At 65.8% G+C, this 25,518-nt stretch carries 21 protein-coding genes and 2 pseudogenes; 15 read left to right on the forward strand and 8 right to left on the reverse strand.

Features of this window, described 5'->3' with window-relative positions:
* Positions 1-8 precede the first annotated feature (8 nt).
* Complete coding sequence (gene tkt, locus AC5Y4N_RS16340; RefSeq protein ID WP_499911911.1) at positions 9-2,102, reverse strand: transketolase; 2,094 nt, start codon at positions 2,100-2,102, stop codon at positions 9-11.
* Between the two features lie 169 nt (positions 2,103-2,271).
* Here tkt and AC5Y4N_RS16345 point away from each other — a divergent pair.
* A pseudogene (locus AC5Y4N_RS16345) lies at positions 2,272-3,199 on the forward strand (heme o synthase).
* A gap of 10 nt (positions 3,200-3,209) precedes the next feature.
* Here AC5Y4N_RS16345 and AC5Y4N_RS16350 read toward each other — a convergent pair.
* Positions 3,210-4,184: a quinone oxidoreductase family protein gene (locus AC5Y4N_RS16350; RefSeq protein WP_499911913.1), complete on the reverse strand. Its 975-nt coding sequence runs from the start codon at positions 4,182-4,184 to the stop codon at positions 3,210-3,212.
* A gap of 19 nt (positions 4,185-4,203) precedes the next feature.
* Between AC5Y4N_RS16350 and AC5Y4N_RS16355 the strand changes: the two genes are divergently transcribed.
* Positions 4,204-5,148 (forward strand): ATP-grasp domain-containing protein, encoded by a 945-nt coding sequence (locus AC5Y4N_RS16355; protein ID WP_499911915.1) that lies wholly within the window; start codon positions 4,204-4,206, stop codon positions 5,146-5,148.
* On the opposite strand, the gene AC5Y4N_RS16360 is transcribed toward AC5Y4N_RS16355, so the two are convergent.
* From AC5Y4N_RS16360 to mptB, 4 genes are all read right to left on the reverse strand, one after another.
* Entirely contained in the window at positions 5,098-6,009 is a 912-nt protein-coding gene (locus tag AC5Y4N_RS16360) for a COX15/CtaA family protein (RefSeq protein ID WP_499912004.1), read from the reverse strand. The genes AC5Y4N_RS16355 and AC5Y4N_RS16360 overlap by 51 nt on opposite strands.
* Before the next feature lie 110 nt (positions 6,010-6,119).
* Positions 6,120-6,896, reverse strand: a complete 777-nt coding sequence (locus AC5Y4N_RS16365; RefSeq protein ID WP_499911917.1) for an ABC transporter permease — start codon at positions 6,894-6,896, stop codon at positions 6,120-6,122.
* The gene (locus AC5Y4N_RS16370) at positions 6,893-7,795 is read right to left on the reverse strand and encodes an ABC transporter ATP-binding protein (protein ID WP_499912006.1); all 903 of its coding nucleotides are present in this window, start codon (positions 7,793-7,795) and stop codon (positions 6,893-6,895) included. The genes AC5Y4N_RS16365 and AC5Y4N_RS16370 overlap by 4 nt, the downstream gene beginning before the upstream one ends.
* 26 nt (positions 7,796-7,821) lie before the next feature.
* Complete coding sequence (gene mptB, locus AC5Y4N_RS16375) at positions 7,822-9,540, reverse strand: polyprenol phosphomannose-dependent alpha 1,6 mannosyltransferase MptB (protein WP_499911919.1); 1,719 nt, start codon at positions 9,538-9,540, stop codon at positions 7,822-7,824.
* 97 nt (positions 9,541-9,637) lie between these two features.
* On the opposite strand from mptB, the gene AC5Y4N_RS16380 reads away from it, so the two are divergent.
* The 13 genes and pseudogenes from AC5Y4N_RS16380 (at position 9,638) to AC5Y4N_RS16440 (ending at position 22,109) form a co-directional block, all read left to right on the forward strand.
* Positions 9,638-10,342 (forward strand): helix-turn-helix transcriptional regulator, encoded by a 705-nt coding sequence (locus AC5Y4N_RS16380; RefSeq protein WP_499911921.1) that lies wholly within the window; start codon positions 9,638-9,640, stop codon positions 10,340-10,342.
* Positions 10,339-14,001 carry a Fe-S cluster assembly protein SufB gene (gene sufB, locus AC5Y4N_RS16385; protein ID WP_499911923.1) on the forward strand — a complete coding sequence of 1,221 codons (3,663 nt, stop codon included), beginning with the start codon at positions 10,339-10,341 and terminating at the stop codon, positions 13,999-14,001. The genes AC5Y4N_RS16380 and sufB overlap by 4 nt, the downstream gene beginning before the upstream one ends.
* Positions 14,002-15,189, forward strand: coding sequence for a Fe-S cluster assembly protein SufD (sufD, locus tag AC5Y4N_RS16390; protein WP_499911925.1), 1,188 nt, complete (start codon positions 14,002-14,004; stop codon positions 15,187-15,189).
* Positions 15,186-15,956, forward strand: coding sequence for a Fe-S cluster assembly ATPase SufC (gene sufC, locus AC5Y4N_RS16395; RefSeq protein ID WP_499911927.1), 771 nt, complete (start codon positions 15,186-15,188; stop codon positions 15,954-15,956). Before sufD ends, sufC begins: the two co-directional genes overlap by 4 nt.
* 2 nt (positions 15,957-15,958) lie before the next feature.
* The gene (locus AC5Y4N_RS16400) at positions 15,959-17,203 is read left to right on the forward strand and encodes a cysteine desulfurase (protein WP_499911929.1); all 1,245 of its coding nucleotides are present in this window, start codon (positions 15,959-15,961) and stop codon (positions 17,201-17,203) included.
* A gap of 1 nt (position 17,204) precedes the next feature.
* Positions 17,205-17,744, forward strand: coding sequence for a Fe-S cluster assembly sulfur transfer protein SufU (gene sufU / locus AC5Y4N_RS16405; protein ID WP_499911933.1), 540 nt, complete (start codon positions 17,205-17,207; stop codon positions 17,742-17,744).
* A complete protein-coding gene (locus AC5Y4N_RS16410; RefSeq protein ID WP_499911935.1) occupies positions 17,713-18,066 on the forward strand; it encodes a metal-sulfur cluster assembly factor in 354 nt (117 codons plus the stop codon). Before sufU ends, AC5Y4N_RS16410 begins: the two co-directional genes overlap by 32 nt.
* 427 nt (positions 18,067-18,493) lie before the next feature.
* Positions 18,494-18,664, forward strand: a pseudogene (locus tag AC5Y4N_RS16415) (PIN domain-containing protein); the annotation flags it as partial.
* 129 nt (positions 18,665-18,793) lie between these two features.
* The gene (locus AC5Y4N_RS16420) at positions 18,794-18,925 is read left to right on the forward strand and encodes a hypothetical protein (RefSeq protein ID WP_499911938.1); all 132 of its coding nucleotides are present in this window, start codon (positions 18,794-18,796) and stop codon (positions 18,923-18,925) included.
* Positions 18,926-18,964: 39 nt separating this feature from the next.
* Positions 18,965-19,339, forward strand: a complete 375-nt coding sequence (gene trxA, locus AC5Y4N_RS16425) for a thioredoxin (protein ID WP_499911942.1) — start codon at positions 18,965-18,967, stop codon at positions 19,337-19,339.
* An 18-nt stretch (positions 19,340-19,357) separates the two neighbouring features.
* Positions 19,358-20,182 (forward strand): enoyl-CoA hydratase, encoded by an 825-nt coding sequence (locus AC5Y4N_RS16430; protein WP_499911945.1) that lies wholly within the window; start codon positions 19,358-19,360, stop codon positions 20,180-20,182.
* Between the two features lie 12 nt (positions 20,183-20,194).
* Positions 20,195-21,823 (forward strand): ABC-F family ATP-binding cassette domain-containing protein, encoded by a 1,629-nt coding sequence (locus AC5Y4N_RS16435; RefSeq protein ID WP_499911948.1) that lies wholly within the window; start codon positions 20,195-20,197, stop codon positions 21,821-21,823.
* A 91-nt stretch (positions 21,824-21,914) separates the two neighbouring features.
* Positions 21,915-22,109, forward strand: a complete 195-nt coding sequence (locus AC5Y4N_RS16440) for a helix-turn-helix domain-containing protein (RefSeq protein WP_499911952.1) — start codon at positions 21,915-21,917, stop codon at positions 22,107-22,109.
* On the opposite strand, the gene AC5Y4N_RS16445 is transcribed toward AC5Y4N_RS16440, so the two are convergent.
* Entirely contained in the window at positions 22,106-22,669 is a 564-nt protein-coding gene (locus AC5Y4N_RS16445) for a TetR/AcrR family transcriptional regulator (RefSeq protein WP_499911954.1), read from the reverse strand. The two genes, AC5Y4N_RS16440 and AC5Y4N_RS16445, sit on opposite strands and share 4 nt — an antisense overlap.
* Before the next feature lie 11 nt (positions 22,670-22,680).
* On the reverse strand, positions 22,681-25,491 hold the full coding sequence (locus tag AC5Y4N_RS16450) for an aconitate hydratase (protein ID WP_499911956.1): 2,811 nt from the start codon (positions 25,489-25,491) through the stop codon (positions 22,681-22,683).
* Positions 25,492-25,518 lie beyond the last annotated feature (27 nt).

Here is a 25,518-nt window from a genome sequence, read left to right on the forward strand (position 1 = left end):
CTTTCGCTTCAGTTGTCGATTGCTCGTTCCGCGGCGGCGACGACGGCTTCTGCGGTGAAACCGAACTCGCGGAACAGCGTCTTGTAGTCGGCCGACTCGCCGTAGTGCTCGATCGACACGATCTCCCCGGTGTCGCCGACGAACTTGTACCAGCTCTGGGCGACCCCCGCTTCGACTGCGACGCGTGCCGGCACGTCCGGCGGCAGCACGCTGTCGCGGTACTCCTGCGGCTGCGACTCGAACCATTCCACGCACGGCATCGAGACGACGTAGGCGTTGATGTCGCGCTCCGCCAACAGCTTTCTGGCCTCCACCGCAAGCTGTACTTCCGAACCGGTGGCGATGATGATCACGTCGGCGTCGTCGGACGGGTTGCCTCCGCCGAGCACGTAACCGCCGCGCGCGACACCGTCGCGGCTGGTGCCCTCCAAGACCGGCACACCCTGGCGGGTCAGGATCAACCCGACGGGACCGCTGCCGGCGCCGCGACACAGGATGGTGTGCCAGGCGTAAGCCGTTTCGTTGGGATCGGCGGGCCGCACCACCGACAGCTGCGGGATCGCACGCAGTGCGGCGAGGTGCTCGATCGGCTGGTGGGTCGGCCCGTCCTCGCCCAGCCCGATCGAGTCGTGCGTCCAGACGTAGATGGTGTCGATGTCCATCAGTGAGGCCAGCCGGACGGCCGGGCGCATGTAGTCGGAGAACTGCAGGAACGTTCCGCCGTACGCGCGGGTGGGGCCGTGCAGCACGATGCCGGACAGGATCGCACCCATCGCGTGCTCGCGGACGCCGAAGTGCAACGTGCGCCCGTACCAGTGCGCGGTGTACTCCTTGGTCGAAATCGACGGCGGCCCAAACGAATCCGCGCCCTTGATCGTGGTGTTGTTGCTGCCGGCCAAGTCGGCCGATCCGCCCCAAAGCTCAGGCAGCTTCGGCCCCACCGCCGAGAGCACCTCGCCGGAGGCCGCCCGGGTGGCCACCGCCTTGGAGCCCGGCTCCCAGTAGGGCAGGTCGTCGTCCCACCCGTCGGGCATCTCCTGGGCGATCAGCCGGTCCAGCAGCGCCTTGCGCTCCGGTTCGCGTTCGGCCCACGCGTCGAAGTCGGCCTGCCACTTCTCGTGCGCCTCGCGGCCGCGGTCCACCAGCTTGCGGGTGTGTGCCAGCACCTCGTCGCGGACCTCGAACTTCTTGTCTGGGTCGAAGCCGAGGATCTTTTTGACCTCTGCGACTTCCTCCTCGCCCAGCGCGGCGCCGTGCGCCTTCCCGGTGTTCATCAAATTCGGTGCGGGATAACCGATTACGGTCCGCAGTGCGATGAACGACGGCTTGTCGGTGACGGCCTTGGCCGCGGCAATCGCCTGTTCGATGCCGACGACGTTCTCGCCGCCCTCCACGATCTGCACGTGCCAGCCGTAGGCCGCATAACGCGCCGGGGTGTCCTCGGACAACGCGATCTTCGTGTCGTCCTCGATGGAGATCTGGTTGTTGTCGTAGAAGACGATCAGGTTGCCCAACTGCTGGGTGCCGGCGAGCGAGGACGCCTCAGACGTCACACCTTCTTCGATGTCGCCGTCGGAGGCGATCACGTAGATGTAGTGGTCGAACGGGCTGGCGCCGGGCGCGGCGTCGGGGTCGAACAGGCCTCGCTCGTAGCGTGCGGCCATGGCCATACCGACCGCGGAGGCGAGTCCCTGACCCAGCGGGCCGGTGGTGATCTCCACGCCTTCGGTGTGGCGGAACTCGGGGTGGCCGGGAGTCTTGGAGCCCCAGGTGCGCAACGACTCGATGTCCGACAGCTCCAGGCCGAAGCCGCCGAGAAACAGCTGCAGATACAGGGTCAGGCTGCTGTGGCCGGCCGACAGGATGAACCGATCGCGGCCGAGCCAGTGGGTGTCGCTGGGATCGTGGCGCATGGTGCGCTGAAACAGCGTGTAGGCCAGCGGCGCCAGGCTCATCGCAGTGCCGGGATGGCCGTTGCCTACCTTCTGGACCGCATCCGCCGCGAGCACCCGGATCGTGTCGACGGCTTGCGAGTCGAGCTCGGTCCAGTCGTCGGGGTGGTTTGGGCGGGTAAGGGCGGAGAGCTCCTCAAGCGTGGTCACAAACGCGCTCCTCGGGTCGGTAGGCAGCCCGGCCGGTCAAGTACAAGGTCAACCCTAGTGCGGCCGGGCCGGGATGGTCGATTGCTCCGGCAGTTCGACCCTGCGCTATGGGTCATGTGGGCCTGCGGTCTACCATCGCCTGTAGTAGAAGCCCACCCGCCGAGGAGTCATGCGTGAGCATTCGCGAGCGGGTCCACGTGTCGTGGTCCCACCGCATCCGCACCACGCTGCTCGGTTATCTCGCTCTCACCAAGCCCCGTGTCATCGAGTTGCTGGTGGTCACCGCGATTCCCGCCATGCTGCTGGCGGATCGGGGAACCGTGGCGCCACTGCTGATGCTCAATACCTTGATCGGCGGCATGCTGGCGGCCGCTGGGGCCAACACGCTGAACTGCGTCGCCGACGCCGATATCGACAAAGTGATGAAACGCACGTCGCGGCGGCCGCTTGCCCGCGCGGCGGTGCCCACCAGCCATGCGCTGGTATTTGGGGTCGCCCTGTCGGTGGCGTCGTTCTTCTGGCTGTGGTGGACGACGAACCTGCTGTCGGCGCATCTTGCCGGCGCGACCATCGGGTTCTACGTGTTCGTCTACACGTTGCTGCTCAAGCGGCGGACGTCGCAGAACGTGGTGTGGGGCGGTGCGGCCGGATGTATGCCGGTGATGATCGGGTGGTCCGCGATCACCGGCACCATCAGCTGGCCGGCGTTGGCGATGTTCGCGATCATTTTCTTTTGGACACCGCCGCACACCTGGGCCTTGGCGATGCGCTACAAGGACGACTACCGGGCGGCCGGCGTGCCGATGCTGCCCGCGGTGGCAAGTGAACGCCACGTGACCAAGCAGATCCTGGTGTACACCTGGCTGACGGTGGCTGCGACGCTGGTGCTTGCGCTGGCTGCGGGCTGGTTGTACGCCGTGGTCGCGGTGTTGGCCGGGGCGTGGTTCTTGACCATGGCACATCAGCTGTACGCCGGAGTGCGCCGCGGCGAGCCGGTCAAGCCGCTGCGGCTTTTCCTGCAGTCAAACAACTATCTGGCCGTCGTGTTCTGTGCGCTGGCCGTCGACTCCGTGCTGGCGCTGCCGACGCTGCTGTAGGGCGATGTGCTCACGGCACCAGAACCACCGAGCCTGTCGTCTTGCGGCCCTGCAGGTCGGCGTGCGCGCGAGCGGCTTCGGCCAGCGGGTAGCGCTCACTGACCGTCACGGTGATCGACCCGGCGGCGATCGCATCGAGCACTTCGCCTGCCCGCCAGGAGAATTCGTCAGGGGTGCGGGTGAAGTGCACCAGTGACGGCCGGGTCAGATACACCGAGCCGGCCGCATTGAGCCGTTGCGGGTCCACTGGCGGCACCGGACCGCTCGCGGCGCCGAACAACGCCAGCGTGCCGCGGACGGCCAGGCTGGCCAGGCTCGCGTCGAACGTGGTTCTGCCCACGCCGTCGTACACCGCGGCCACCCCGTTGCCGTCGGTCAGGTCACGAATACGCGCGCCGAACTCGCCGGGGTCCGAGGGGTAGTCGAGCACCTCCACAGCGCCGGCTTGCCGGGACAGCTCTGCCTTCTCGGGCGTCGACACGGTGGTGATCACCTTCGCGGGCAGGCTGGTCAACCACTGTGTCAGCAGCAGCCCCACACCGCCGGCCCCCGCGTGCACCAGTACGGTGTCGCCCTGTTGCACGGGATAGACCGACTTGATCAGGTAGTGGGCCGTCATGCCTTTCAGCAGCGCTGAGGCAGCCACCTCCGGTGCCACCCCGTCGGGCACGTACGCGACGAAATCGGCTGGGGCGACGCTGTATTCGGCGTACGCGCCGCTGGCTGCGACCGTGACAACGCGGTCGCCCTCGCGCAGCGCCGCCACGCCGTCGCCCAGCGCTGCGATCCTGCCGCAGACCTCCTGGCCCACGATGAACGGCAGCTCGCGGGGATAGGAGCCCGAGCGGAAGTAGGTATCGATGTAGTTGACGCCAATCGCCTCGGCCTCGATCAGCACCTGACCAGGGCCAGGAGTAGGCCGTGGTTTTTCGACGTAACGCAGGACCTCTGGACCGCCGTGTTCGGCGACTTCGATTGCGTGCATCCCACTATCATCCCCGGCAATGAAGCTTGCTCGGCCGAACGTGTTCCATCCGCGGATCGTGCTGGCCGGATGCCAGGCGCTGCCAGACGGTGACGGCGACGACGCCGGCCTGGTGGAAGCGCTGCGCCGCCGCGGCCTGCACGCGAAATGGCGCCCGTGGGACGACCGCGACACGCTGCGTGCCGACGTCGTCATCCTGCGGGCGACGTGGGACTATGCCGAGCGGCTCGACGAATTCCTGCAGTGGACGACATCGGTGCCGCATCTGCTCAACGCACCCGAGGTGGTTGCCTGGAACGCCGACAAGCGCTATCTGCTCGACCTCGCGGCAAGAGGAGTGCCGATTGTGCCGACGGAGGTTTTCGGCGCCGCCGACGACGTGCGACTCCCCAGCGCCGACGAAATCGTGGTCAAGCCGTCGACTGGCGCCGGATCGCTTGCCGCGCAACGATTTACAGACCCTGCCGCGGCACTGACGCATGCCGCCGACTTGCAAGCGCACGGTCGCAGTGTGGTGGTGCAGCCGTATGACCGTCGGGTGGAGCACGCGGGGGAGACCGCGTTGGTGTTTCTCGGCGGCAAGCAGTCGCACGCGTTCAGCAAGGCCGCGATGCTGCCGCCCCAAGGTCAGCGCATCTCGCTGGATGCCACCGGGACGTACGCGGTGGAGACGTTGACGTCGGCTGACCCCGACTTCGAGATCTGGGACCTGGGCTTCGCGGCGCTCGACGCCGCCGCAGGCCGGCTCAACACGTCGATCCGGGACTTCCTCTACGCGCGTGTTGACGTCATCGGAGGAATCGACGATCCGCGGCTACTCGAACTGGAGCTCATCGAGCCGTCGCTGGGTTGGATGCAGCTCGACGACCAGACTCGCGATCTGCAACAGCGCGAGTTCGCGCGATGCGTCGGTTCAGCCTTGGAGCGGCTCGGCCTTGGTCCGCTGTCGCATCGCCGCCCATAGCGCCGCGGTGCCGCCCGTCACGGCGGCAGCCCCCGCCACGTGAACGGCCACCAACGCGGCGGGCACACCGGTGAAGTACTGCACCGTTCCGACCACGCCCTGAGCTACCACCAGCGCGGTCAGCACGCCGAGCCGGACAAGCACGGCCCGCGGGGCAGCGACGGCAAGCAGACCGAAGCCCAGCCCCACCAGCAATGCGAGGTAGCCGATCAGCAGCGTCGAATGGACGTGCACGAGTGTGGTGATCTCGATCTGGAGCCGCGGCACCGTTCGAGTTGGGCTGGTGTCGCCGGCGTGCGGTCCGGCGGCAGTCACCAGAGTGCCCGTGACGAGCACGGCGGCGAGTACGACCGCGCTCAGAAACACCAAGCCCCGCAACGGTTTTGGCACCGTCCGCTGCGGCACCCCGTCGTCGGGCTCGCTGACTTTCATGAAGAGAAGGACCGCCAGCCACACCATGGTCATCGACGCGAGCAGGTGCAGCGCGACCGTCCACCACAGGAGCCCGGTCAGCACGGTGATGCCGCCGATGACGGCTTGCGCCACCGTCGACGCCGGCATCAGCCACGCATACACCTGCACCTCGGCACGACGGCGCGCGCGGGTGACGGCAAGCACGGCCAGCGCGGCCGTCAGCACCACGAGGAACGTCACCATCCGGTTGCCGAACTCCACCGCCTGGTGCACGCGGGGCACTTCCGACACGGCGATCGGCGTGAAGCTGCCCGGGAAACACTGCGGCCAGGTGGGGCAGCCGAGTCCGGATGCGGTGACCCGCACGATCGCGCCGGTCACCGCAATACCGCCCTGAGTCAGCACCACTGCCGCGGCGATCAGGCGTTGGACGCGCAGGCTGGGCATCGGCAACAGGTCGACCAGTCGCAGCAAGAACCGTCCGACACCCATAGCCGAATCTTAACTACAGCCTGTAGTAGGCACCGCCCACGCGGCCTGACGGTGAACGGCTGCCGTCACGTGAACCGAAACAGCCGCAGCGCCGCCAGCCCGGACAACGTGCCCCACACCGCAAGCACACATACTCCAAACCAGTCCACCGACACCGTCATCGCCTGCGTCAACGCCTCAGTGAGCGCTCCCGATGGGGTCAGCCGCGCCACCCACTCGACGCCGTGCGGCACCAGTCCGCCGCCCAGCGTCAGCGCGCCGAACCCCGCGAACGCGAACCACATCAGGTTGGCCAGCGCCAGCACGACCTCGGCCTTCAGCGTGCCGCCCAGCAGCAGTCCGAGTGCGGCGAACGCGGCGGTGCCCAATGCGATCACCGCCGCGCCCAGCACGAGGCCGGTAGGCGACGGTCGCCAGCCGAGCCCGAAACCTATGGCGCCCAAGAGGATCGACTGCAAGATCACCACGGTGACCACAGCCAGAGACTTGCCTGCGATGATGCCCCAGACCGGAAGCGGTGTGGCGCCGAGTCGTTTCAGGGCGCCGTAGCGGCGGTCGAACGCCACGGCGATGGCCTGGCCGGTGAACGCGGTCGAGATCACGGCGAGCGCCATGATCGCCGGCACGAAGGTGGCCGCGCGGTTGTCGCCGAACGAACCCAGCGGCAGCAGCGTCAGCCCGACCAGCAGAGTCACCGGAATGAACAACGTCAGCAGCAGTTGCTCGCCGTTGCGGAGCAGCAGCCGGAGCTCCAAACCGTATTGCGCGGCGAGCATCCGCTGGATGCCGCTGGGGCGCGGATCGGGTGCGAAAGTGCCTGGCGCAAAACGGGATTCGCTCATCGCCGCACCTCCTTGCCGGTGAGCTCCAAAAACACGTCCTCGAGGCTGCGCTGCTCGACGCGCATGTCGGTGGCCAGCACGTCCAGGCGCGCGCACCACGCCGTCACTGTGGCGACCACCTGCGGGTTGATCGTTCCTTCGACCAGATACTGGCCCGCCGACACTTCGGTCGCCCTGTATCCCTGCGGCAGCGCCGCCGACAGCAGCGACAGATCGAGCATCGGTGGTGCGGTGAAGCGCAACTGGTTCTGGGCGCCACTGCGCATCACCTCGGCCGGCGTGCCGGCCGCGACGGCCTTGCCGTGGTCGATGATCACCAGGCGATCGGCCAACTGCTCGGCCTCCGCGAGCTGATGCGTCGTCAACACCACGGTCACGCCGTCGCGGCGCAGCGCGTCGATCAATTCCCACACCACCAGCCGGGCGTGGGCGTCCAGGCCGGCGGTCGGTTCGTCGAGGAACACCAACTCCGGGCGCCCGACGAGCGCGCACGCCAGTGCGAGCCGTTGTTGCTGCCCACCGGAGAGCCGGCGGTACGTCGTGCGTGCTACGTCGGTCAGGCCGAGAGTGTCCATCAACCATTTCGGGTCGAGCGGGTTCGCCGCGTATGCCGCAACAAGGTTGAGCATCTCGGCGGCGCGAGCGGCGGGATAGCCGCCGCCGCCCTGCAGCATCACCCCGATCCGTTCCCGGACGCGCGCGTTGTCGGTGACCGGATTCATGCCCAGCACTTCGATGGTGCCGGCGTCGGGCCGCACGAACCCTTCGCACATCTCGACGGTGGTGGTCTTGCCGGCGCCGTTGGGGCCGAGCAGCGCGAACACTTCGGCGCGTTGGACGTCCAGGTCGAGGTCCGACACGGCGGTCAGGGACCCGTACCGTTTGCGCACCCCGCGCATCCGCACGGGGATCGGTGGCGTCGGGTTCACGGAGACTCAGCGTATGCGCCGGGCACGGGGGTCGGTTCGGGCGCCGGGGTGAGTGGCGCTGGCGCCGGCTCGCTGGCTTCTTCGCTGCTGGCTACGGGGTGCGGCACGCTGCGCCAGGGCAGCATCGAGTAGGTCGCCGCGATGAGAATCAGCACGATCACGGTGCTGGCGACGGTCGCGTCGACGATCTGGAACAACGCGAACCGGTCACCGTTGGCCGTCGGGCCGAAGATGCCGACCACGAGCGTGACCAGGATCGTCGCGATCCGGAATCGCGGCCGGGTGGCCCAGGCAGCCAACGGGATGATCGCCCACAGCAGATACCAGGGCTGCACGACGGGGAAGAGCAGCACCGTCGCGCCCAACGCCACGCCGAGGCCGCCGACCGGATGCAAACGTCCGCGCAGCACGGCGATCAGCAGCCAGGAGACGATGACCGCGATGATCAACACGCCGATGCCGCGCGTCAACGACAGCACTGCGGTGGTGTGGTCGCCCAGGCCCAACAGAATTCCCACCTGACCGGTGCCCAGCGCCAGCAGCGTCGGCGGTGACATCCAGCTGCGCACCACGTTCGCTGTTCCCAGCGTGTTCACCCAGCCGAAGCCGAGTCCGCTGGCCGAGCCGATCGCCGCCATCACGGCCAGCGACAGCATGCCGAGCAGTCCACCCGCGCCGACCACTGCGCGAACGTTGGCGCCCCAGCGGCGGGCCAGCGCCATCGTCACGAAACCCAGTGCAAGCAGGGAGGGAAGCTTCACTTGCGACGACAGCGTGATCAACACCGCGCCCAGCACGAGCATGGCCAGCGGCGAGAAGTGCGCCCATTCGCTGCGCTCGCGGGGCCAGCGCAGCGGCCGCGGTGTCAGCGGCTCAGCGGACTCGACGCCGCGCAACGCGAACTCGGTGCCGGTCAGCATCAAGCCGAGCATCAGAGCCTCGTTGTGGATGCCTGCGACCAGGTGCATGAGCAGCAGCGGGTTGGCTGCCCCCAGCCACAGCGCGCTGACTTCTGCCACGCCGCAGCGCCGGGCCAGCCGCGGCGTCGCCCAGACGATCATCCCGACGCCGATCAGCACGACCAGCCGGTGGCACAGCACCGCCGCGACGATGTTCTCGCCCGTGAGCGTCGAGATGCCCCGACCGATCCACAGAAAGAGCGGCCCATAGGGCGCTGGTGTGTCCCGCCAGAGGCTCGGCACCGACAGCGTGAAAACGTGGTCGAGGCCGAGCGCCGGCGCCGGGCCGACCTTGTAGGGGTCCAGGCCCAGCGCGGAGATCTGGCTCTGCGCCAGGTAGGAGTAGACGTCCTTGCTGTACATCGGCGGCGCGATGAGCAACGGCAGCATCCACAGCATCAGGGTGTGGTCGAGCTGGCTTCGTGACATCCGGCGGTCGCCGAGCGCGAAGCGGCCCAGCATGAGCCACGCCAGCGCCATCATCACGGCACCGGTGGTGGTCATCGTCAACGAGACGGTCTGGATGCGCGACGGCAGGTTGAGCAGCCGGACGCCGAATGTCGGATCCTGGACGACGGGCCGCGCGCCCGCCCCAAGCGACCCGATGGCCATCAGGACGGTCCCGGTGGCGCCGAAGAGGCGGGTGCGCCGTAGCGCTACGACTTCGGCATCGTTGAGCGGCGAGCCGACAGTTCGCTCATCGCCGTGCCAGCGGGCAATCGACGAGCTCAGGGAGCCATGGCGGCGAACTGCCATCTGTGCAGCGTAACGAGTTGGGCTAGTGGCTCATCTCACCGTGGCGGTTAGGGTGCCCTTCGTAGAATGTGTCGGGCAATTCCGTCACAATGGTGTTGTGAAAATCCGTCCGGCAATCGACCGTCACACGCGTGGCGAGATCGTCCAGCTGCTGCTGGAGTCCGGACCGATCACCGCGGGTGAGATCGGGGAGCGCCTCGGCATTTCCGCCGCGGGCGTACGCAGGCACTTGGATGCGTTGCTGGAAGCGGGGGAGGCGCAAGCCAGCCCGGCGGCGTCGTGGCAGCAGCACGGCCGCGGGCGCCCCGCAAAGCGATACCGGCTGACCGCGGCCGGCAGGGCCAAGCTGGGCCACACCTACGACGATCTTGCCGCGGCGGCCATGCGCCAGCTGCGTGAAATCGGCGGGGAAGAGGCGGTTCAGACGTTTGCGCGGCGCCGCATCGACACGATCTTGGCTGGAGTGAGCGACGGTCCTGACGACGTGGAGGCCACTGCGGAGCGCGTCGCCGCGGCGTTGACCGAGGCCGGGTACGCGACCACCACGACGCGGGTGCGCGGCGCGGTCGAAGGCATCCAGATCTGTCAGCACCACTGCCCCGTCTCCCATGTCGCCGAAGAGTTTCCGGAGCTGTGCCAGGCCGAGCGCGACGCGTTCGCGGAGATCCTCGGCAGGCACGTCCAAAGGCTCGCCACGATCGTCAACGGCGACTGCGCCTGCACCACTCACGTACCACTGAATGACGCTGCGGGAGCCAGCCCGCGCCGAAGCCGCACAACCCTCGAAGGAGCTTCGATATGACCGCGACGCCGGACACCTCGTCCCACAAGGTGGGCGAACCGCTCAGCCAGGAGGAGGCCATCGCCTCGCTGAGCCGGTACGGCTACGGCTGGGTGGACACCGACGTCGCAGGTGCCAGCGCCAGGCGTGGGCTGGACGAAGACGTGGTGCGCGACATCTCGGCCAAGAAGAACGAGCCGGAATGGATGCTGCAGCAGCGGCTGAAGGCCCTGCGGATCTTCCAGCGCAAGCCGATGCCGACGTGGGGGTCCAACCTCGAGGGCATCGACTTCGACAACATCAAGTACTTCGTGCGCTCCACCGAAAAGCAAGCGGCCTCTTGGGACGATCTGCCAGAGGACATCCGCAACACCTACGACAGGCTGGGCATTCCGGAGGCGGAAAAGCAGCGACTGATCGCCGGTGTAGCGGCTCAGTACGAATGCTTGGCAGGCGAGACGCTGGTGTGGACAGCCAACCGCGGCGAGGTTCCGATCAAGGAGATCGCTTACGGCGACCGGGTTTTCGCCTACGACGAAGCGGCTGAGCGCTTCGTGGTCGCGCCGGTCAAAGCGGCAGCGCAGACAGACACCCGTCAGACGTACGAAGTCAAGACCACCCGTCGCAGCGTCCGTGCCACGGACAACCACCCGATCCTGGTGCTGCGCGACGAGCGTAAGCCGGGGCGTCAGCGAGCTCGGTATCACCGGCGTTGGGTCACGGTGGGCGAGTGCAAGCCGGGCGACTTCATTGCGGTGCCGCGGCAGCTTCCGGAATTCGGCGTCGAGGCGGCGCTTCCCACCGTTGCGGGACTCACAACTCCGGCCGCCAGCAATGTCGATCTCATGTGGCTGCTCGGCCTCTACATCGGCGACGGCAACCTGCATCTTTCGTCGAAGACGTACCGGGTCCAGTTCGCGATTCCCGCTACGGATGTCGAGTTGCGCGCTGAACTGGCTCGCGTGATCAAGGATCAGTTTGGTCTGCGGTGCATCGAGGCCGACGAATATCGCGTTGTCGTGAACTCGAAGGCGCTGACGGAGTGGATCACTGAGATCGGTTTTGCCGGCCTGTCATTGACCAAGCACGTTCCGGATTGGGTGTACGGGCTGCCGGTCGATCAGCGACTCGCATTCCTTGGTGGCTGGGTCGACGCCGACGGGTTCGTCGGCCCCGATAAGAGCGGATCGATCTCACTGACGTGTGCCAACGAGCCGTTGATCCGTCAAGCGCGGGAGTTGGCCGAACTCTCCGGGTTGAGGGCAAGCGGGCCGTGGTCGTTCACGCAGCCATACCGCCATGCTCCGGAGCGCATGCAGACTGCCTGGCGGCTTGGCATTTCCGGCGACTTCGAACGCCTTGGGTGCCGAAACATCAAGCGAACTGACCGCTTCGGGCGACGCGCCTACTTCCACTCCTCGAACAGCGCGCACGGCACCACGATCCGCGCGCACTGCAACGACTGGCTCGGTTTCGAGCGGGTCACGTCGATCGAGCCCTACGCGGTTGAGCCGGTGTACGACATCGAGGTCGACGGTCCGCACAACTTCGTCGCCGAAGGCCTCGTGGTGCACAACTCGGAGGTGGTTTACCACCAGATCCGCGAAGACCTCGAGGCGCAAGGCGTCATCTTCCTCGACACCGACACGGGTCTGAAGGAACACGAGGACATCTTCAAGCAGTACTTCGGCACCGTGATTCCGGCCGGGGACAACAAGTTCTCCGCTCTGAACACCGCAGTGTGGTCCGGCGGGTCGTTCATCTACGTGCCGCCAGGCGTGCACGTTGACATCCCGTTGCAGGCCTACTTCCGGATCAACACCGAGAACATGGGCCAGTTCGAGCGGACGTTGATCATCGCCGACGAGGGTGCCTATGTGCACTATGTGGAGGGATGCCTGCCGGCTGGCGAACTCATCACGACGGCCGACGGTGATCTTCGGAAGATCGAAGAGATCAAGGTCGGCGATTACGTTCTCGGCCACGACGGTCGGGCTCATCGTGTGACCGCGGTGCAGATGCGCGATCTCAACGGCGAGCTGTTCAAGTTCACCCCCATGTCGCCTGCGAATGCTTTCGAGGTGACGGCCGAGCATCCGGTGCTTGCTGTCCCGCGCAGTGAGGTTCTGGTCAAACGTCAGCCGCGTAACGGTTGGAAGCCGGAAGTCGACTCGAAGAAGTTGGCGTGCGCCGAGCCGCGGTGGATCGCGGCCAAGGACGTGGCAGAAGGTGACTTCTTGGTCTATCCGAAGCCGAAGCCTGTGCCGCACAAGACGGTGCTGCCTCTGGAGTTCGCACGGCTGGCCGGTTACTACCTGGCGGAGGGACACGCCACTCTCACCAACGGCTGCGAGTCGCTGATCTTCTCGTTCCACAGCGACGAGTTCGACTACGTCGAGGAAGTGCGGCAGGCATGCAAATCGCTCTACGAGACGGCTGGCTCCGTTCTGGTTGAGGAACACAAGCACTCCGCGCGCGTCACCGTCTACACGAAGGCCGGCTACGCGGCGATGCGGGACAACGTCGGCGTCGGATCTGCGAACAAGAAACTGTCGGATCTGCTGATGCGTCAGGACGAGATCTTCCTGCGCGAGCTCGTCGACGCCTATGTCAACGGCGACGGCAACATTACCAAGCGTGGTGGCGCGGAATGGAAGCGCGTACACACAACGTCCCGGATTTGGGCGTTCCAACTGCAATCGATCCTTGCTCGTCTCGGCCACTACGCCACTGTGGAGTTGCGTCGACCGGGTGGGCCAGGCGTCATTCAAGGTCGGAACATCATGCGCAAGGACATTTATCAGGTCCAGTGGACCGAAGATGGCCACGGCCCGAAACAGGCGCGGGACTGCGGTGATTACTTCCTCGTTCCGATCAAGAAGCGGTCCGTCCGTGAGGCCCATGAGCCGGTGTTCAATCTCGATGTCGCGGCACCGGACAGCTACCTCGCTTACGGGTTCGCAGTGCATAACTGCACGGCACCGATCTACAAGTCGGATTCGCTTCACTCCGCTGTTGTCGAGATCATCGTCAAACCGCATGCGCGCGTTCGTTATACGACCATTCAAAACTGGTCGAATAATGTCTACAACCTGGTCACCAAGCGTGCCCGCGCTGAAGCGGGTGCGACGATGGAGTGGATCGACGGCAACATCGGCTCCAAGGTGACGATGAAGTACCCGGCGGTCTGGATGACCGGCGAGCATGCCAAGGGCGAAGTGCTGTCAGTGGCTTTCGCCGGCGAAGGCCAGCACCAGGACACCGGCGCGAAAATGCTTCACCTGGCGCCGAACACGTCGAGCAACATCGTGTCCAAGTCGGTGGCTCGCGGCGGCGGCCGCGCGTCCTACCGTGGCCTGGTTCAGGTCAACAAGGGCGCGCACGGCAGCAAGTCAAGCGTGAAATGCGATGCGTTGCTTGTCGATACGGTCAGCCGCAGCGACACCTACCCGTACGTCGACATCCGCGAGGACGACGTCACGATGGGTCATGAGGCCACCGTCTCGAAGGTCAGCGAAGATCAGCTGTTCTATCTGATGAGCCGCGGCCTGACCGAGGACGAGGCGATGGCGATGGTGGTGCGCGGCTTCGTCGAGCCGATCGCCAAGGAGCTGCCCATGGAGTACGCGCTGGAGCTCAACCGGCTGATCGAGCTGCAGATGGAAGGTGCGGTCGGCTAGATGACGAACCTGACAGAGGCGGTAGAGGGTTCGGCCCTCACTGCCGCCAACAAAGGCGAGGTCTTCACCTCCTTCGACGTCGACTTGTTCGAGGTGCCCAGCGGCCGCGACGAGATCTGGCGGTTCACACCGCTGAAGCGGCTCAGGGGCGTGCACGACGGATCGGCACCCGCCACCGGCGCCGCCACCGTCGATGTCAGCGAGCAGCCAGGTGTGACCGTCGAGCGCGTCAGGCGCGGCGACGAACGCCTCGGACAGGGCGGTGTGCCCGCGGATCGTGTGGCGGCGCAAGCGTTTTCGTCATTCGACGAGGCAACCATCCTCACCGTCGCGCGCGACACCGAGGTGGCCACGCCGATCGAGGTCGTCATCACGGGACCAGGCGAAGATGCGGTGGCCTACGGGCACTTGCAGATCCGCGTCGAGGAACTCGCCCGCGCCATCGTCGTCGTCGACCTGCGGGGCAGCGGAACCTACGCCGACAACGTCGAGATCATCGTCGGCGACTCGGCCGCGCTCGGCGTGATCTGGATCGCCGACTGGGCCGACGACATGGTGCATGTCAGCGCCCATCACGCACGGCTGGGCAAAGACGCCGTGCTCGGGCACGTCAATGTGACACTCGGCGGCGACGTCGTGCGCACCACTGTGAACGTGCGTTTCGGCGCACCGGGCGGCAACGCGCAATTGCTCGGCACGTATTTCGCCGACGACGGCCAGCATTTCGAGTCGCGACTGCTCGTCGACCACGCTCAGCCGAACTGCCGCTCCGATGTGCTGTACAAGGGTGCGCTCCAAGGCGATCCGCACTCGCACAAGCCGGACGCCCACACCGTCTGGGTGGGCGACGTATTGATCCGCGCCAACGCCACAGGCACTGACACGTTCGAGACCAACCGCAATCTGATTCTGACCGACGGTGCTCGCGCCGACTCGGTGCCCAACCTCGAGATCGAGACCGGCGAGATTCTCGGTGCCGGGCACGCAAGTGCCACAGGACGATTCGACGACGAGCAGATGTTCTACCTGCAGGCGCGCGGCATCCCGGAGGACCAAGCGCGCCGGCTCATCGTCCGCGGTTTCTTCAACGAGATCATCAACAAGATCGCCGTGCGTGCAGTGCGTGAGCGACTCACGGAAGCCATCGAAAAAGAACTAGCGATCACGGAATCGAGAGCCTCGCAATGACCACACTCGAGATCAAGGATCTGCACGTCAGCGTCACCCCCAATGAGAACGAGGAAATCCCCATCCTCAAAGGCGTCGACCTGACCGTGAAGTCGGGCGAAACGCATGCGCTGATGGGCCCTAACGGGTCCGGAAAATCGACGCTGTCGTATGCGATCGCCGGCCACCCCAAGTACAAGGTGACGTCCGGGTCGATCACGCTCGACGGCGAGGACGTACTGGCGATGACCGTCGACGAGCGCGCTCGCGCAGGGCTCTTCCTGGCGATGCAGTACCCCGTCGAGGTGCCGGGCGTGTCGATGTCGAACTTCCTGCGCACCGCCGCGACCGCTGTCAGGGGCGAGGCGCCGAAGCTGCGGCACTGGGTCAAAGAGGTCAAGGCCGCGATGGCCGACCTCGACATCGACCCGTCGTTCTCCGAACGCAGTGTCAACGAAGGCTTTTCGGGCGGCGAGAAGAAGCGTCACGAGATCCTGCAGCTCGACCTGCTCAAACCGAAGATTGCGATCCTCGACGAGACCGATTCCGGTTTGGACGTCGACGCGCTGCGGGTGGTCAGCGAAGGCGTCAACCGCTACGCGGAGAAAACCCACGGCGGGATCCTGCTGATCACCCACTACACCCGAATCCTGCGGTACATCCAGCCGCAGTTCGTGCACGTGTTCGTCGGCGGGCGCATCATCGAGTCCGGCGGCCCGGAACTGGCCGACGAGCTGGACGCCAACGGCTACATCCGGTTCACCGAGAAAGCCGCCACGGGGGCATAACCATGGCGACGTCGTTGGATGTCGACGCGATCAGGGCCGATTTCCCCATCCTCAAGCGGGTGATGCGCGGCGGAAAGCAGTTGGCGTACCTCGATTCCGGCGCGACGTCGCAGCGGCCGGTGCAGGTGCTCGACGCCGAACGCGACTTTCTGACGACGTCGAATGGGGCCGTACACCGCGGTGCTCATCAGTTGATGGAAGAGGCCACCGACGCCTACGAACAGGGCCGCGCAGACATCGCGGCGTTCGTCGGCGCCGATGCCGACGAGATTGTGTTCACCAAGAACGCCACCGAAGCGCTGAACCTCGTCGCATACGTGTTGGGCGACAAGCGATTCGACAATGCCGTCGGACCTGGCGACGTGATCGTCACCACGGAGCTCGAGCACCACGCCAATCTGGTCCCGTGGCAGGAGCTGGCGCTTCGCACAGGTGCGACGCTGCGTTGGTACGGCGTCACGGACGACGGCCGGATCGACCTCGATTCGTTCGCACTCGACGAACGCGTGAAGGTGGTCACCTTCAGCCATCATTCGAACGTGACCGGTGCGTTGGCGCCTGTTGCCGAGTTGGTCTCACGGGCTCGGGATGTCGGGGCGTTGACGGTGCTGGACGCCTGCCAGTCGGTACCGCACCAGCCGGTCGACTTCCATGAGCTCGGCGTCGATTATGCGGCGTTCTCCGGCCACAAAATGTTGGGCCCCAACGGGCTCGGCGTGTTGTACGGCCGCCGTGAGCTGCTGAACGCGATGCCGCCGTTCATCACCGGCGGGTCGATGATCGAAACCGTGACGATGGAGGCCACCACCTACGCGCCGGCCCCGCAGCGTTTCGAGGCTGGCACGCCGATGACCTCGCAAGTGGTCGGATTGGCCGCGGCTGCAAGATATTTGCGGGCCATCGGCATGGACAACGTGGAGGCGCACGAACGCGAACTCGTCGCCGCCGCGCTGAAGGGACTGTCGGCTATCGACGGAGTCCGGATCATCGGTCCGACGTCGCTCGAGAATCGCGGCTCGCCTGTGTCTTTCGTCGTCGACGGCGTGCACGCCCACGACGTCGGGCAGGTGCTCGACGACGACGGCGTGGCTGTGCGGGTCGGGCATCACTGCGCCTGGCCGCTGCATCGCCGGTTCGGGATCGCGGCGACGGCGCGTGCGTCGTTCGCGGTGTACAACACGCTCGACGAGGTGGACCGGCTCGTGGCTGGCGTCCGTCGGGCGGTGAACTTCTTCGGCGGGGCGTGAGGTGCGGCTGGAGCAGATTTACCAGGAAGTGATCCTCGATCACTACAAGCACCCGCATAATCGGGGGCTGCGGGAGCCGTTCGACGCCGAGGTGTACCACGTGAACCCGACGTGCGGGGACGAGGTCACGCTGCGAGTGGCGCTGGAGGGCGACCGGGTCGCGGATGTTTCGTATGAGGCGCTGGGCTGCTCGATCAGCCAGGCGGCAACGTCGGTGCTCACCGACCAGGTGATTGGCCGAAGCGTCGACCGGGCACTCGACATCGTGGGTGCGTTCACTGAGATGGTGTCGTCGCGGGGGACTGTTGAGGGCGACGAAGACGTGATCGGAGACGGCATCGCCTTCGCCGGAGTGGCGAAGTATCCGGCACGCGTGAAGTGCGCGCTGCTCGGGTGGATGGCGTTCAAAGATGCGCTGGCCCAAGCCAGCGCGGAAAACGACGCGCTCGCACAGCCGAGCGCATCAGATGCAGCGCTGGCGCAGGCCAGCGAACGTGTGGAGGTGGACGATGAGCGAAACGGCCGCTCAATTGCCGGATGACGAACTGCTGGCCGACGTGGAAGAGGCGATGCACGACGTCGTCGACCCTGAGCTGGGCATCAACGTCGTCGATTTGGGGCTGGTCTACGGGTTGAACGTCGAGCGCGGCGAACAGGGCACCGTGGCGCTGATCGACATGACGCTGACCTCCGCGGCGTGTCCGCTGACCGATGTCATCGAGGATCAGTCGCGCACAGCGCTCGTCGGCGCAGGGCTGGTCAACGAGATCAAGATCAACTGGGTGTGGAACCCGCCGTGGGGCCCGGACAAGATCACCGACGAGGGCCGAGAACAATTGCGCGCCTTGGGCTTCACCGTCTGAGGCGCACATCGATTACCCCGGCGGCGCGGCCCGATGACCGTTGCCCTGCAGATCCGCGTGGACGTCTGCGACGCCATCGCGGCGCAGGCAGCCAAGCGAGGCCAGTCGATGCAGGCATGCCCTCCTCGACTTAATGCAGTGCGAAGCGCGTATCGCACGTCAGTTCCACGCACTCGAACTAATCGCGCGCCAACCTCCTCTACGGCGGAAACCGGTTGCTGCCGTGTCCATGTGGTGTACACCTCGCGCAGCGGATATACCCGCTGGATAGCAAAAGAGCGCAGTCGATCTCGTGTTGCGCAGGCTCGTGGGTGAGCCACTGGGTCTGGACGAGGCTCTTGCGCGACGGGGTAGCGGGTTTGACTACACGAACGATGAGATCGAGTCGTTCTCGTCCGAAGGAAACCATCCCGGTGCTGACCGGTAGATGATCGTCGACACGTCCGTCTAAAACGATTACCTCAACACCACGAACTCGCGCGCCAGCTGCTGGCTGGCCGACCGAATACGCGCGGACGAGCGAATTATCGTTCCCGATGTGGTGCTGATGGAGCTGATGATCGGCACCACCGACGAGGCAACGGCCGCGCTGCGTCGAGGTGATCCGAAAGCACTGCGGCCATGAAGACGGAGCCGCTGTCCTGAGCTCTACCTGTGGTACCGACGTTTGCCGAATTCCCGACGTGGCTACCCGAACCGTTAGCCACGAAATGAAGGAGCGCAAATCATGGCTGTGCCGGCGATAGCCCAGCAACTGCAACCGAAAAGCCGCGACGCCTCACAATGGGTGATTCCGGTGATCCTCGCGGCATGGGTGGTCGTCTTGCTCTGCGGCTTGCTGGTCAGCGGCGTCGCGTGACTTCGGAACATATCTCGAACTGAGGACGTTGGGCTGACCATGGCAACCAGAAACCTCACCGCCGCAGAATTCAACGAAACGATCAACAGCAACGAGATCGTGCTGCTCGACTTCTGGGCGTCGTGGTGTGGCCCGTGCAAGCAATTCGCGCCCACGTTCGAGGCGTCGTCCGAAAAGCACCCGAACATCGTGTACGCGAAAGTCGACACGGAAGCCGAACAAGAACTCGCAACGCAGGCGCAAATCCGCGCCATTCCCACGCTCATGGCCTTCAAGAAAGGCACGCTGGTGTTCAACCAGGCCGGTGCGCTGAGCCCGGCCATGCTCGAGGAACTGGTCCAGAAGGTTGAGGCGCTCGACGTGGAGGCCGCGCTCGCCGCACAGCGCGCACAAGACGACGGCGAACAGGTCTGACCGCCCGCACGCGATAGCGTGCAATCCGTGAACAACGACTTCGTCCTGGTCGACCGTCCGCGCCCGCACGTCGCGCTCGTCACACTGAACCGGCCCGAGCGCATGAATTCCATGGCGTTCGACGTGATGGTTCCGCTCAGCGCGGTGATCGAGGACATTACCTACGACAACGACGTGCGTGTGGTCGTGCTCACCGGCGCCGGCCGCGGCTTCTCCTCGGGCGCCGACCACAAGTCCGCCGGATCCGTGCCCAACGTCGCCGGCCTCACCCGGCCCACCTATGCGCTTCGCTCGATGGAGATTCTCGACGACGTCATCCTCGGCCTGCGGCGCATGCACCAACCCGTCATCGCCGCGGTCAACGGTGCCGCGATCGGCGGGGGACTGTGCCTTGCCCTGGCCGCCGACATCCGCATCGCCTCGACAGCCGCCTATTTCAGGGCCGCCGGCATCAACAACGGCCTGACCGCCAGCGAACTGGGCTTGAGCTACCTGCTGCCACGTGCGATCGGATCGTCGCGCGCCTTCGAGGTCATGCTGACGGGCCGCGATATCCACGCCGACGAAGCCGAACGCATCGGTCTGGTGTCGCGTACCGTGCCCGGCGACGAACTGCTCGAAACGTGCTATCAGATCGCCGATCGGATCGCCGCGTTCTCCCGGCCCGGAATCGAGTTGACCAAGCGCACGCTGTGGACTGGACTTGACGCCAGTACCCTGGAGGGACACATGCAGGCCGAAGGCCTCGGGCAGCTGTTCGTGCGTCTGCTCACTTCCAACTTCGAAGAGGCCGTCGCCGCGCGTGCCGAAAAACGCGCACCGGTCTTCACCGACGACAAGTAAGGGACATCGGCCATGATCACCGCAACGGACCTTGAGGTCCGCGCCGGCGCGCGGATCTTGCTGTCCGCGGCGGGTTCGGCGCTGCGGGTGCAGCCCGGCGACCGCATCGGCCTGGTCGGCCGCAACGGTGCCGGCAAGACCACCACCATGCGGATCCTCGCCGGAGAGGCGGAGCCCTACGCCGGCACCATCCAACGCAAAGGCGAGATCGGCTATCTGCCACAAGATCCGAAGGAAGGCAACCTCAACGTCGTCGCCCGCGACCGGGTATTGTCGGCCCGCGGCCTCGACACGCTCATGACCGAGCTCGAAAAGCAGCAGGCCGTCATGGCGGAGGTTGTCGACGAAACCGAACGCGACAAAGCCATCCGCCGCTACGGGCAACTCGAGGAGCGGTTCGCCGCGCTCGGCGGATACGTCGCCGAAAGCGAGGCTGCACGGATCTGCGCCAGCCTCGGCCTGCCCGATCGCGTTCTGATGCAGCCACTTCGCACCCTGTCCGGCGGACAGCGTCGCCGCGTCGAGCTCGCCCGTATTCTGTTCGCCGCCTCCGACACCGGTGCCGGCGCGGACACCACGCTGCTGCTCGACGAGCCCACCAACCACCTCGACGCCGACTCGGTTGGCTGGCTGCGCGACTTCCTGCAGAACCACAGCGGCGGTCTGGTGGTGATCAGCCACAACGTCGAGCTGCTCGCCGACGTCGTCAACAAAGTCTGGTTCCTCGACGCGGTCCGCGGCGAGGTCGACGTGTACAACATGGGCTGGCAGAAGTACCTCGACGCCCGGGCCACCGACGAGCAACGCCGCCGCCGGGAACGCGCCAACGCCGAACGAAAGGCGACAGCCCTGCGGGCACAAGCTGCGAAGCTCGGCGCCAAAGCCACGAAAGCTGTTGCCGCACAGAACATGCTGCGTCGCGCCGACCGGATGATGGCCGGCCTGGACGAGGAACGCATCGCCGACAAGGTGGCGCGCATCAAGTTCCCGACGCCCGCACCGTGCGGCCGGACACCGCTGACAGCCACGGGCCTGACCAAGACGTACGGCTCGCTGGAGGTGTTCAGCGGCGTCGACCTGGCGATCGACCGCGGCTCGCGCGTCGTCGTGCTCGGGCTCAACGGCGCTGGCAAGACCACACTGCTGCGGCTTCTGGCCGGCGTCGAAACCCCCGACACCGGCGTCGTCGAACCCGGACACGGCTGCAAGATAGGATATTTCGCGCAAGAGCACGACACGCTCGACAACGGAGCGACGGTGTGGGAGAACATCCGGCACGCAGCACCTGACTCCGGCGACCAGGAGCTGCGAGGTCTGTTGGGCGCGTTCATGTTCAGCGGCCCGCAGCTGGAACAACTCGCGGGCACGCTGTCCGGTGGCGAGAAGACGCGGCTTGCGCTGGCCGGGCTGGTGGCCTCGACCGCGAACGTGCTCTTGCTCGACGAGCCCACCAACAACCTGGACCCTGCCTCGCGCGAGCAAGTGCTCGACGCGCTGCGCAGCTACGTCGGCGCGGTGGTTCTGGTCACCCACGATCCCGGCGCCGCGGAGGCACTCGACCCGCAGCGGGTGGTGCTGCTGCCTGACGGCACTGAAGACTTCTGGTCGGAGGACTACCGCGATCTCATCGAGCTGGCCTGAAACACCAACCGATTTCGGTCAATCGCCTCCATCGCCGCGTCGTTGCCCCTACCCTGCAAACTGCGGATGCTTTCACAGCGGGGAGATGGCGATGAGAAAGCCGGACAAGCAACGCATGGAGTTGCTACACGAGCTTCGCAACGAATACGAACACGGGGCGAGCATCAGGAAGCTGGTCGCATCGACTGGCCGCTCATACGGTTCCATTCACAGCATGCTGCGTGAATCGGGCACCACGATGCGCGGGCGCGGCGGCCCAAACCACACCCGCAGACGCGTCAGCTAGCGGCTGCGCACTGACTCCTCGACGAGATCGAGGACCGCGGAGAGCCGTTTGGGATCCTCGCCTGACGCCAGCCGCGCCACAAGTCCGTCGAGCACCAGATCCAGATAGCACTGCAGCACATCGCCGGGTACGTCGTCGCGCAGGCGCCCCGCTTTGCGCTGCCGACGTAGCCGCGCCGACGTAGCCGCCGACAGTTCCGCGGACCGCTGCATCCAGCCGCGGTGAAACGCAGGATCGTTGCGCAGCTTGCGGGCGATCTCCAAACGCGTTGCCAGCCAATCGAATTGCTCCGGTGCGGCCAGCATGTCGCGCATCACCTGGATCAGGCCCTCGCGTGAGGCGACGTCGGCCATCCGCTCGGCGTCCTCGCGGGCCAGTTCGAAGAACAACGCGTCCTTGTCCCTGAAGTGATGGAAGATCGCCCCCCGCGACATCCCGATCGTCTCTTCGAGCCGACGCACGGTCGCCCGGTCATAGCCGTATTGGGCGAAGCAACGTCGAGCACCGTCAAGGATCTGACGTCGACGAGCCGCCAAGTGCTCCTCGCTGACTCGGGGCATGTGGCGGCCGGTCAGGACCTCAGCATGCTGCGCAGGACGTACTGCAGGATGCCGCCGTTGCGGTAGTAGTCGGCCTCACCAGGCGTGTCGATGCGCACCACCGCGTCGAATTCGACGTCGTCGCCGCCTTCCTTGGATGCCTTGACATGCACGGTCTTCGGCGTCTTGCCGTCGTTGAGTTCCTCGATCCCGGTGATGTCGTAGGTCTCGGTGCCGTCAAGACCCAGATCCTTCGCCGACTTGCCCTCGGGGAACTGCAACGGGATCACGCCCATGCCGATCAAGTTCGAGCGGTGGATGCGTTCGAAGGACTCGGCGATCACCGCGCGCACGCCCAGCAGCCGCGTGCCCTTGGCCGCCCAGTCGCGCGACGACCCCGACCCATACTCCTTACCGCCGAGCACCACCAGCGGAATGCCTTGCTCCGCATAGTGTTGCGCCGCATCGTAGATGAACGCCTGCTCGCCACCCTTGGTGAAGTCGCGCGTGTAGCCGCCCGACACGTCGTCGAGCAGAAGATTGCGCAGCCGGATATTGGCGAACGTCCCGCGAATCATCACCTCGTGGTTGCCGCGCCGCGAACCGTAGGAGTTGTAGTCCTTCTTCTCCACGCCGTGCTCGTCGAGGTACTGAGCCGCCGGGGTGCCGGGTTTGATGCTGCCGGCCGGCGAGATGTGATCGGTCGTCACCGAATCTCCGAGAAGCGCGAGCACCCGCGCACCCTTGATGTCGCTGACCGGTTCCGGATCGGCCGGCATACCGTCGAAGTACGGCGGCTTGCGCACATACGTCGACTCCGGGTCCCACTCGAACGTCTTTCCTTCGGGCGTCGGCAGGTTGCGCCACCGCTCGTCGCCCTTGAACACGTCCGCGTAGTTCTTGGTGAACATCTCCTGATTGATGGAATCGTTGATGGCGGCGTAGATGTCCTCGCGCGCCGGCCAGATGTCGCGCAAGAACACGTCGTTGCCGTCCTTGTCCAGGCCCAGCGAGTCGTTCTCGAAGTCGAAATCCATGGTGCCGGCGAGCGCGTAGGCGATGACCAGCGGGGGAGACGCCAGGTAATTCATCTTGACGTCGGGATTGATACGGCCCTCGAAGTTGCGGTTGCCGGACAGCACCGCGGTGACCGCCAGGTCGTTGTCGTTGACGGCCTGCGAGACCTCGTCGGGCAGCGGCCCCGAGTTGCCGATGCACGTGGTACAGCCGTAGCCCACCAGGTAGAAGCCCAACTTCTCCAAATACGGTGTCAGCCCGGCCTTTTCGTAGTAGTCGGTGACCACCTGCGAGCCGGGGGCCAGTGACGTCTTCACCCACGGCTTGGAGGTCAGGCCCTTGTCCACTGCGTTCTTGGCCAGCAAGGCGGCGCCCAGCATCACCTCGGGGTTGGAGGTGTTTGTGCAGGAGGTGATCGCTGCGATCACCACCGCGCCGTGGTCGAGGATGAATTCGCCGCGGTCCTCGGAGTTCACCTTGACCGGGTTGGACGGTCGACCCTCCGACTTGTTGGCCGCCGAGCGAAGGTCTGCCTCGCCGTCGTCCGAGTAGCAGATCGCGGCCGGATCGCTGGCCGGGAACGTCTCGTCGACGGCCTCGTCGACCTTGCTGTACTCCTTCTTTTCGGGGTCGTCGCCGACGTAGTTCTTGATGTCGCGCCGGAAGGCGGCTTTTGCGTTGGACAGCGGGATCCGGTCCTGGGGGCGCTTCGGCCCGGCGATCGACGGCTCCACCGACGCGAGGTCGAGCTCCAGGTATTCGGAGAACTCCGGCTCCTTGTCGGGCTCGTGCCACATGCCCTGTTCCTTCATGTACGCCTCGACCAGCTCGCACTGCTCGTCGCTGCGCCCGGTGAACTTCAGGTAGTCGATGGTCACCTGGTCGACCGGGAAAATGGCTGCGGTGGAACCGAATTCGGGGCTCATGTTGCCCAGGGTGGCGCGGTTGGCCAGCGGCACTTCCGCCACGCCCTCGCCGTAGAACTCGACGAACTTGCCCACGACGCCGTGCTCGCGCAGCATCTGGGTGACGGTGAGCACGACGTCGGTGGCGGTGACCCCGGGCTTGATTTCGCCGGTCAGCTTGAAACCAACCACCCGCGGAATCAGCATCGACACGGGCTGGCCCAGCATTGCGGCCTCGGCCTCGATGCCGCCGACGCCCCAGCCCAGCACGCCGAGTCCGTTGACCATGGTGGTGTGCGAGTCGGTGCCCACGCAGGTATCGGGATAGGCGACGCCGTCGCGTTCCATCACCACCCGGGCCAGGTACTCGATGTTGACCTGGTGCACGATGCCGGTGCCCGGCGGCACCACCTTGAAGTCGCTGAAAGCGCCCTGGCCCCAACGCAAGAACTGGTAGCGCTCGCCGTTGCGCTCGTATTCCAGCTCGACGTTGCGCTCGAACGCGTCTTCGCGCCCGAAGAGGTCGGCGATCACGGAGTGGTCGATGACCAGATCGGCCGGCGCGAGCGGATTGACCTTGTCGGGATCACCGCCCAACTCGCCGATGGCCTCACGCATGGTTGCCAGGTCGACGATGCACGGGACGCCGGTGAAGTCCTGCATGATCACCCGGGCGGGGGTGTACTGGATCTCGACGCTGGGCTCGGCCTTGGGATCCCAATTCGCGATGGCCTCGATGTGCTCCTTGGTGATGTTCGACCCGTCTTCGTTGCGAAGCAGGTTCTCGGCCAACACCTTCAAGCTGTAGGGGAGTTTCTCGGTTCCTTTGACGGCGTCAAGACGATAGATGTCGTAACTCTTGTCGCCGACCTTCAGGGTGTCGCGGGCATCAAACGAGTTGGCCGATTCTGCGCTGCTCACATTCACTCCCAGTTAAGTTGTCGGCCG

This window comes from Mycobacterium sp. NGS19, from assembly GCF_059813155.1.

Coding starts and splice junctions, on each gene's coding strand:
- AC5Y4N_RS16445 (WP_499911954.1), bottom strand. CDS start 22,669: ATGCCCCGAGTCAGCGAGGAGCACTTGGCGGCTCGTCGACGTCAGATC.
- AC5Y4N_RS16365 (WP_499911917.1), bottom strand. CDS start 6,896: ATGAGCGAATCCCGTTTTGCGCCAGGCACTTTCGCACCCGATCCGCGC.
- AC5Y4N_RS16355 (WP_499911915.1), top strand. CDS start 4,204: ATGAAGCTTGCTCGGCCGAACGTGTTCCATCCGCGGATCGTGCTGGCC.
- sufC (WP_499911927.1), top strand. CDS start 15,186: ATGACCACACTCGAGATCAAGGATCTGCACGTCAGCGTCACCCCCAAT.
- AC5Y4N_RS16360 (WP_499912004.1), bottom strand. CDS start 6,009: ATGCCCAGCCTGCGCGTCCAACGCCTGATCGCCGCGGCAGTGGTGCTG.
- AC5Y4N_RS16370 (WP_499912006.1), bottom strand. CDS start 7,795: ATGCGCGGGGTGCGCAAACGGTACGGGTCCCTGACCGCCGTGTCGGAC.
- AC5Y4N_RS16435 (WP_499911948.1), top strand. CDS start 20,195: ATGATCACCGCAACGGACCTTGAGGTCCGCGCCGGCGCGCGGATCTTG.
- mptB (WP_499911919.1), bottom strand. CDS start 9,540: ATGGCAGTTCGCCGCCATGGCTCCCTGAGCTCGTCGATTGCCCGCTGG.
- AC5Y4N_RS16420 (WP_499911938.1), top strand. CDS start 18,794: ATGGCTGTGCCGGCGATAGCCCAGCAACTGCAACCGAAAAGCCGCGAC.
- AC5Y4N_RS16400 (WP_499911929.1), top strand. CDS start 15,959: ATGGCGACGTCGTTGGATGTCGACGCGATCAGGGCCGATTTCCCCATC.
- sufB (WP_499911923.1), top strand. CDS start 10,339: ATGACCGCGACGCCGGACACCTCGTCCCACAAGGTGGGCGAACCGCTC.
- AC5Y4N_RS16440 (WP_499911952.1), top strand. CDS start 21,915: ATGAGAAAGCCGGACAAGCAACGCATGGAGTTGCTACACGAGCTTCGC.
- sufD (WP_499911925.1), top strand. CDS start 14,002: ATGACGAACCTGACAGAGGCGGTAGAGGGTTCGGCCCTCACTGCCGCC.
- AC5Y4N_RS16410 (WP_499911935.1), top strand. CDS start 17,713: ATGAGCGAAACGGCCGCTCAATTGCCGGATGACGAACTGCTGGCCGAC.
- trxA (WP_499911942.1), top strand. CDS start 18,965: ATGGCAACCAGAAACCTCACCGCCGCAGAATTCAACGAAACGATCAAC.
- AC5Y4N_RS16350 (WP_499911913.1), bottom strand. CDS start 4,184: ATGCACGCAATCGAAGTCGCCGAACACGGCGGTCCAGAGGTCCTGCGT.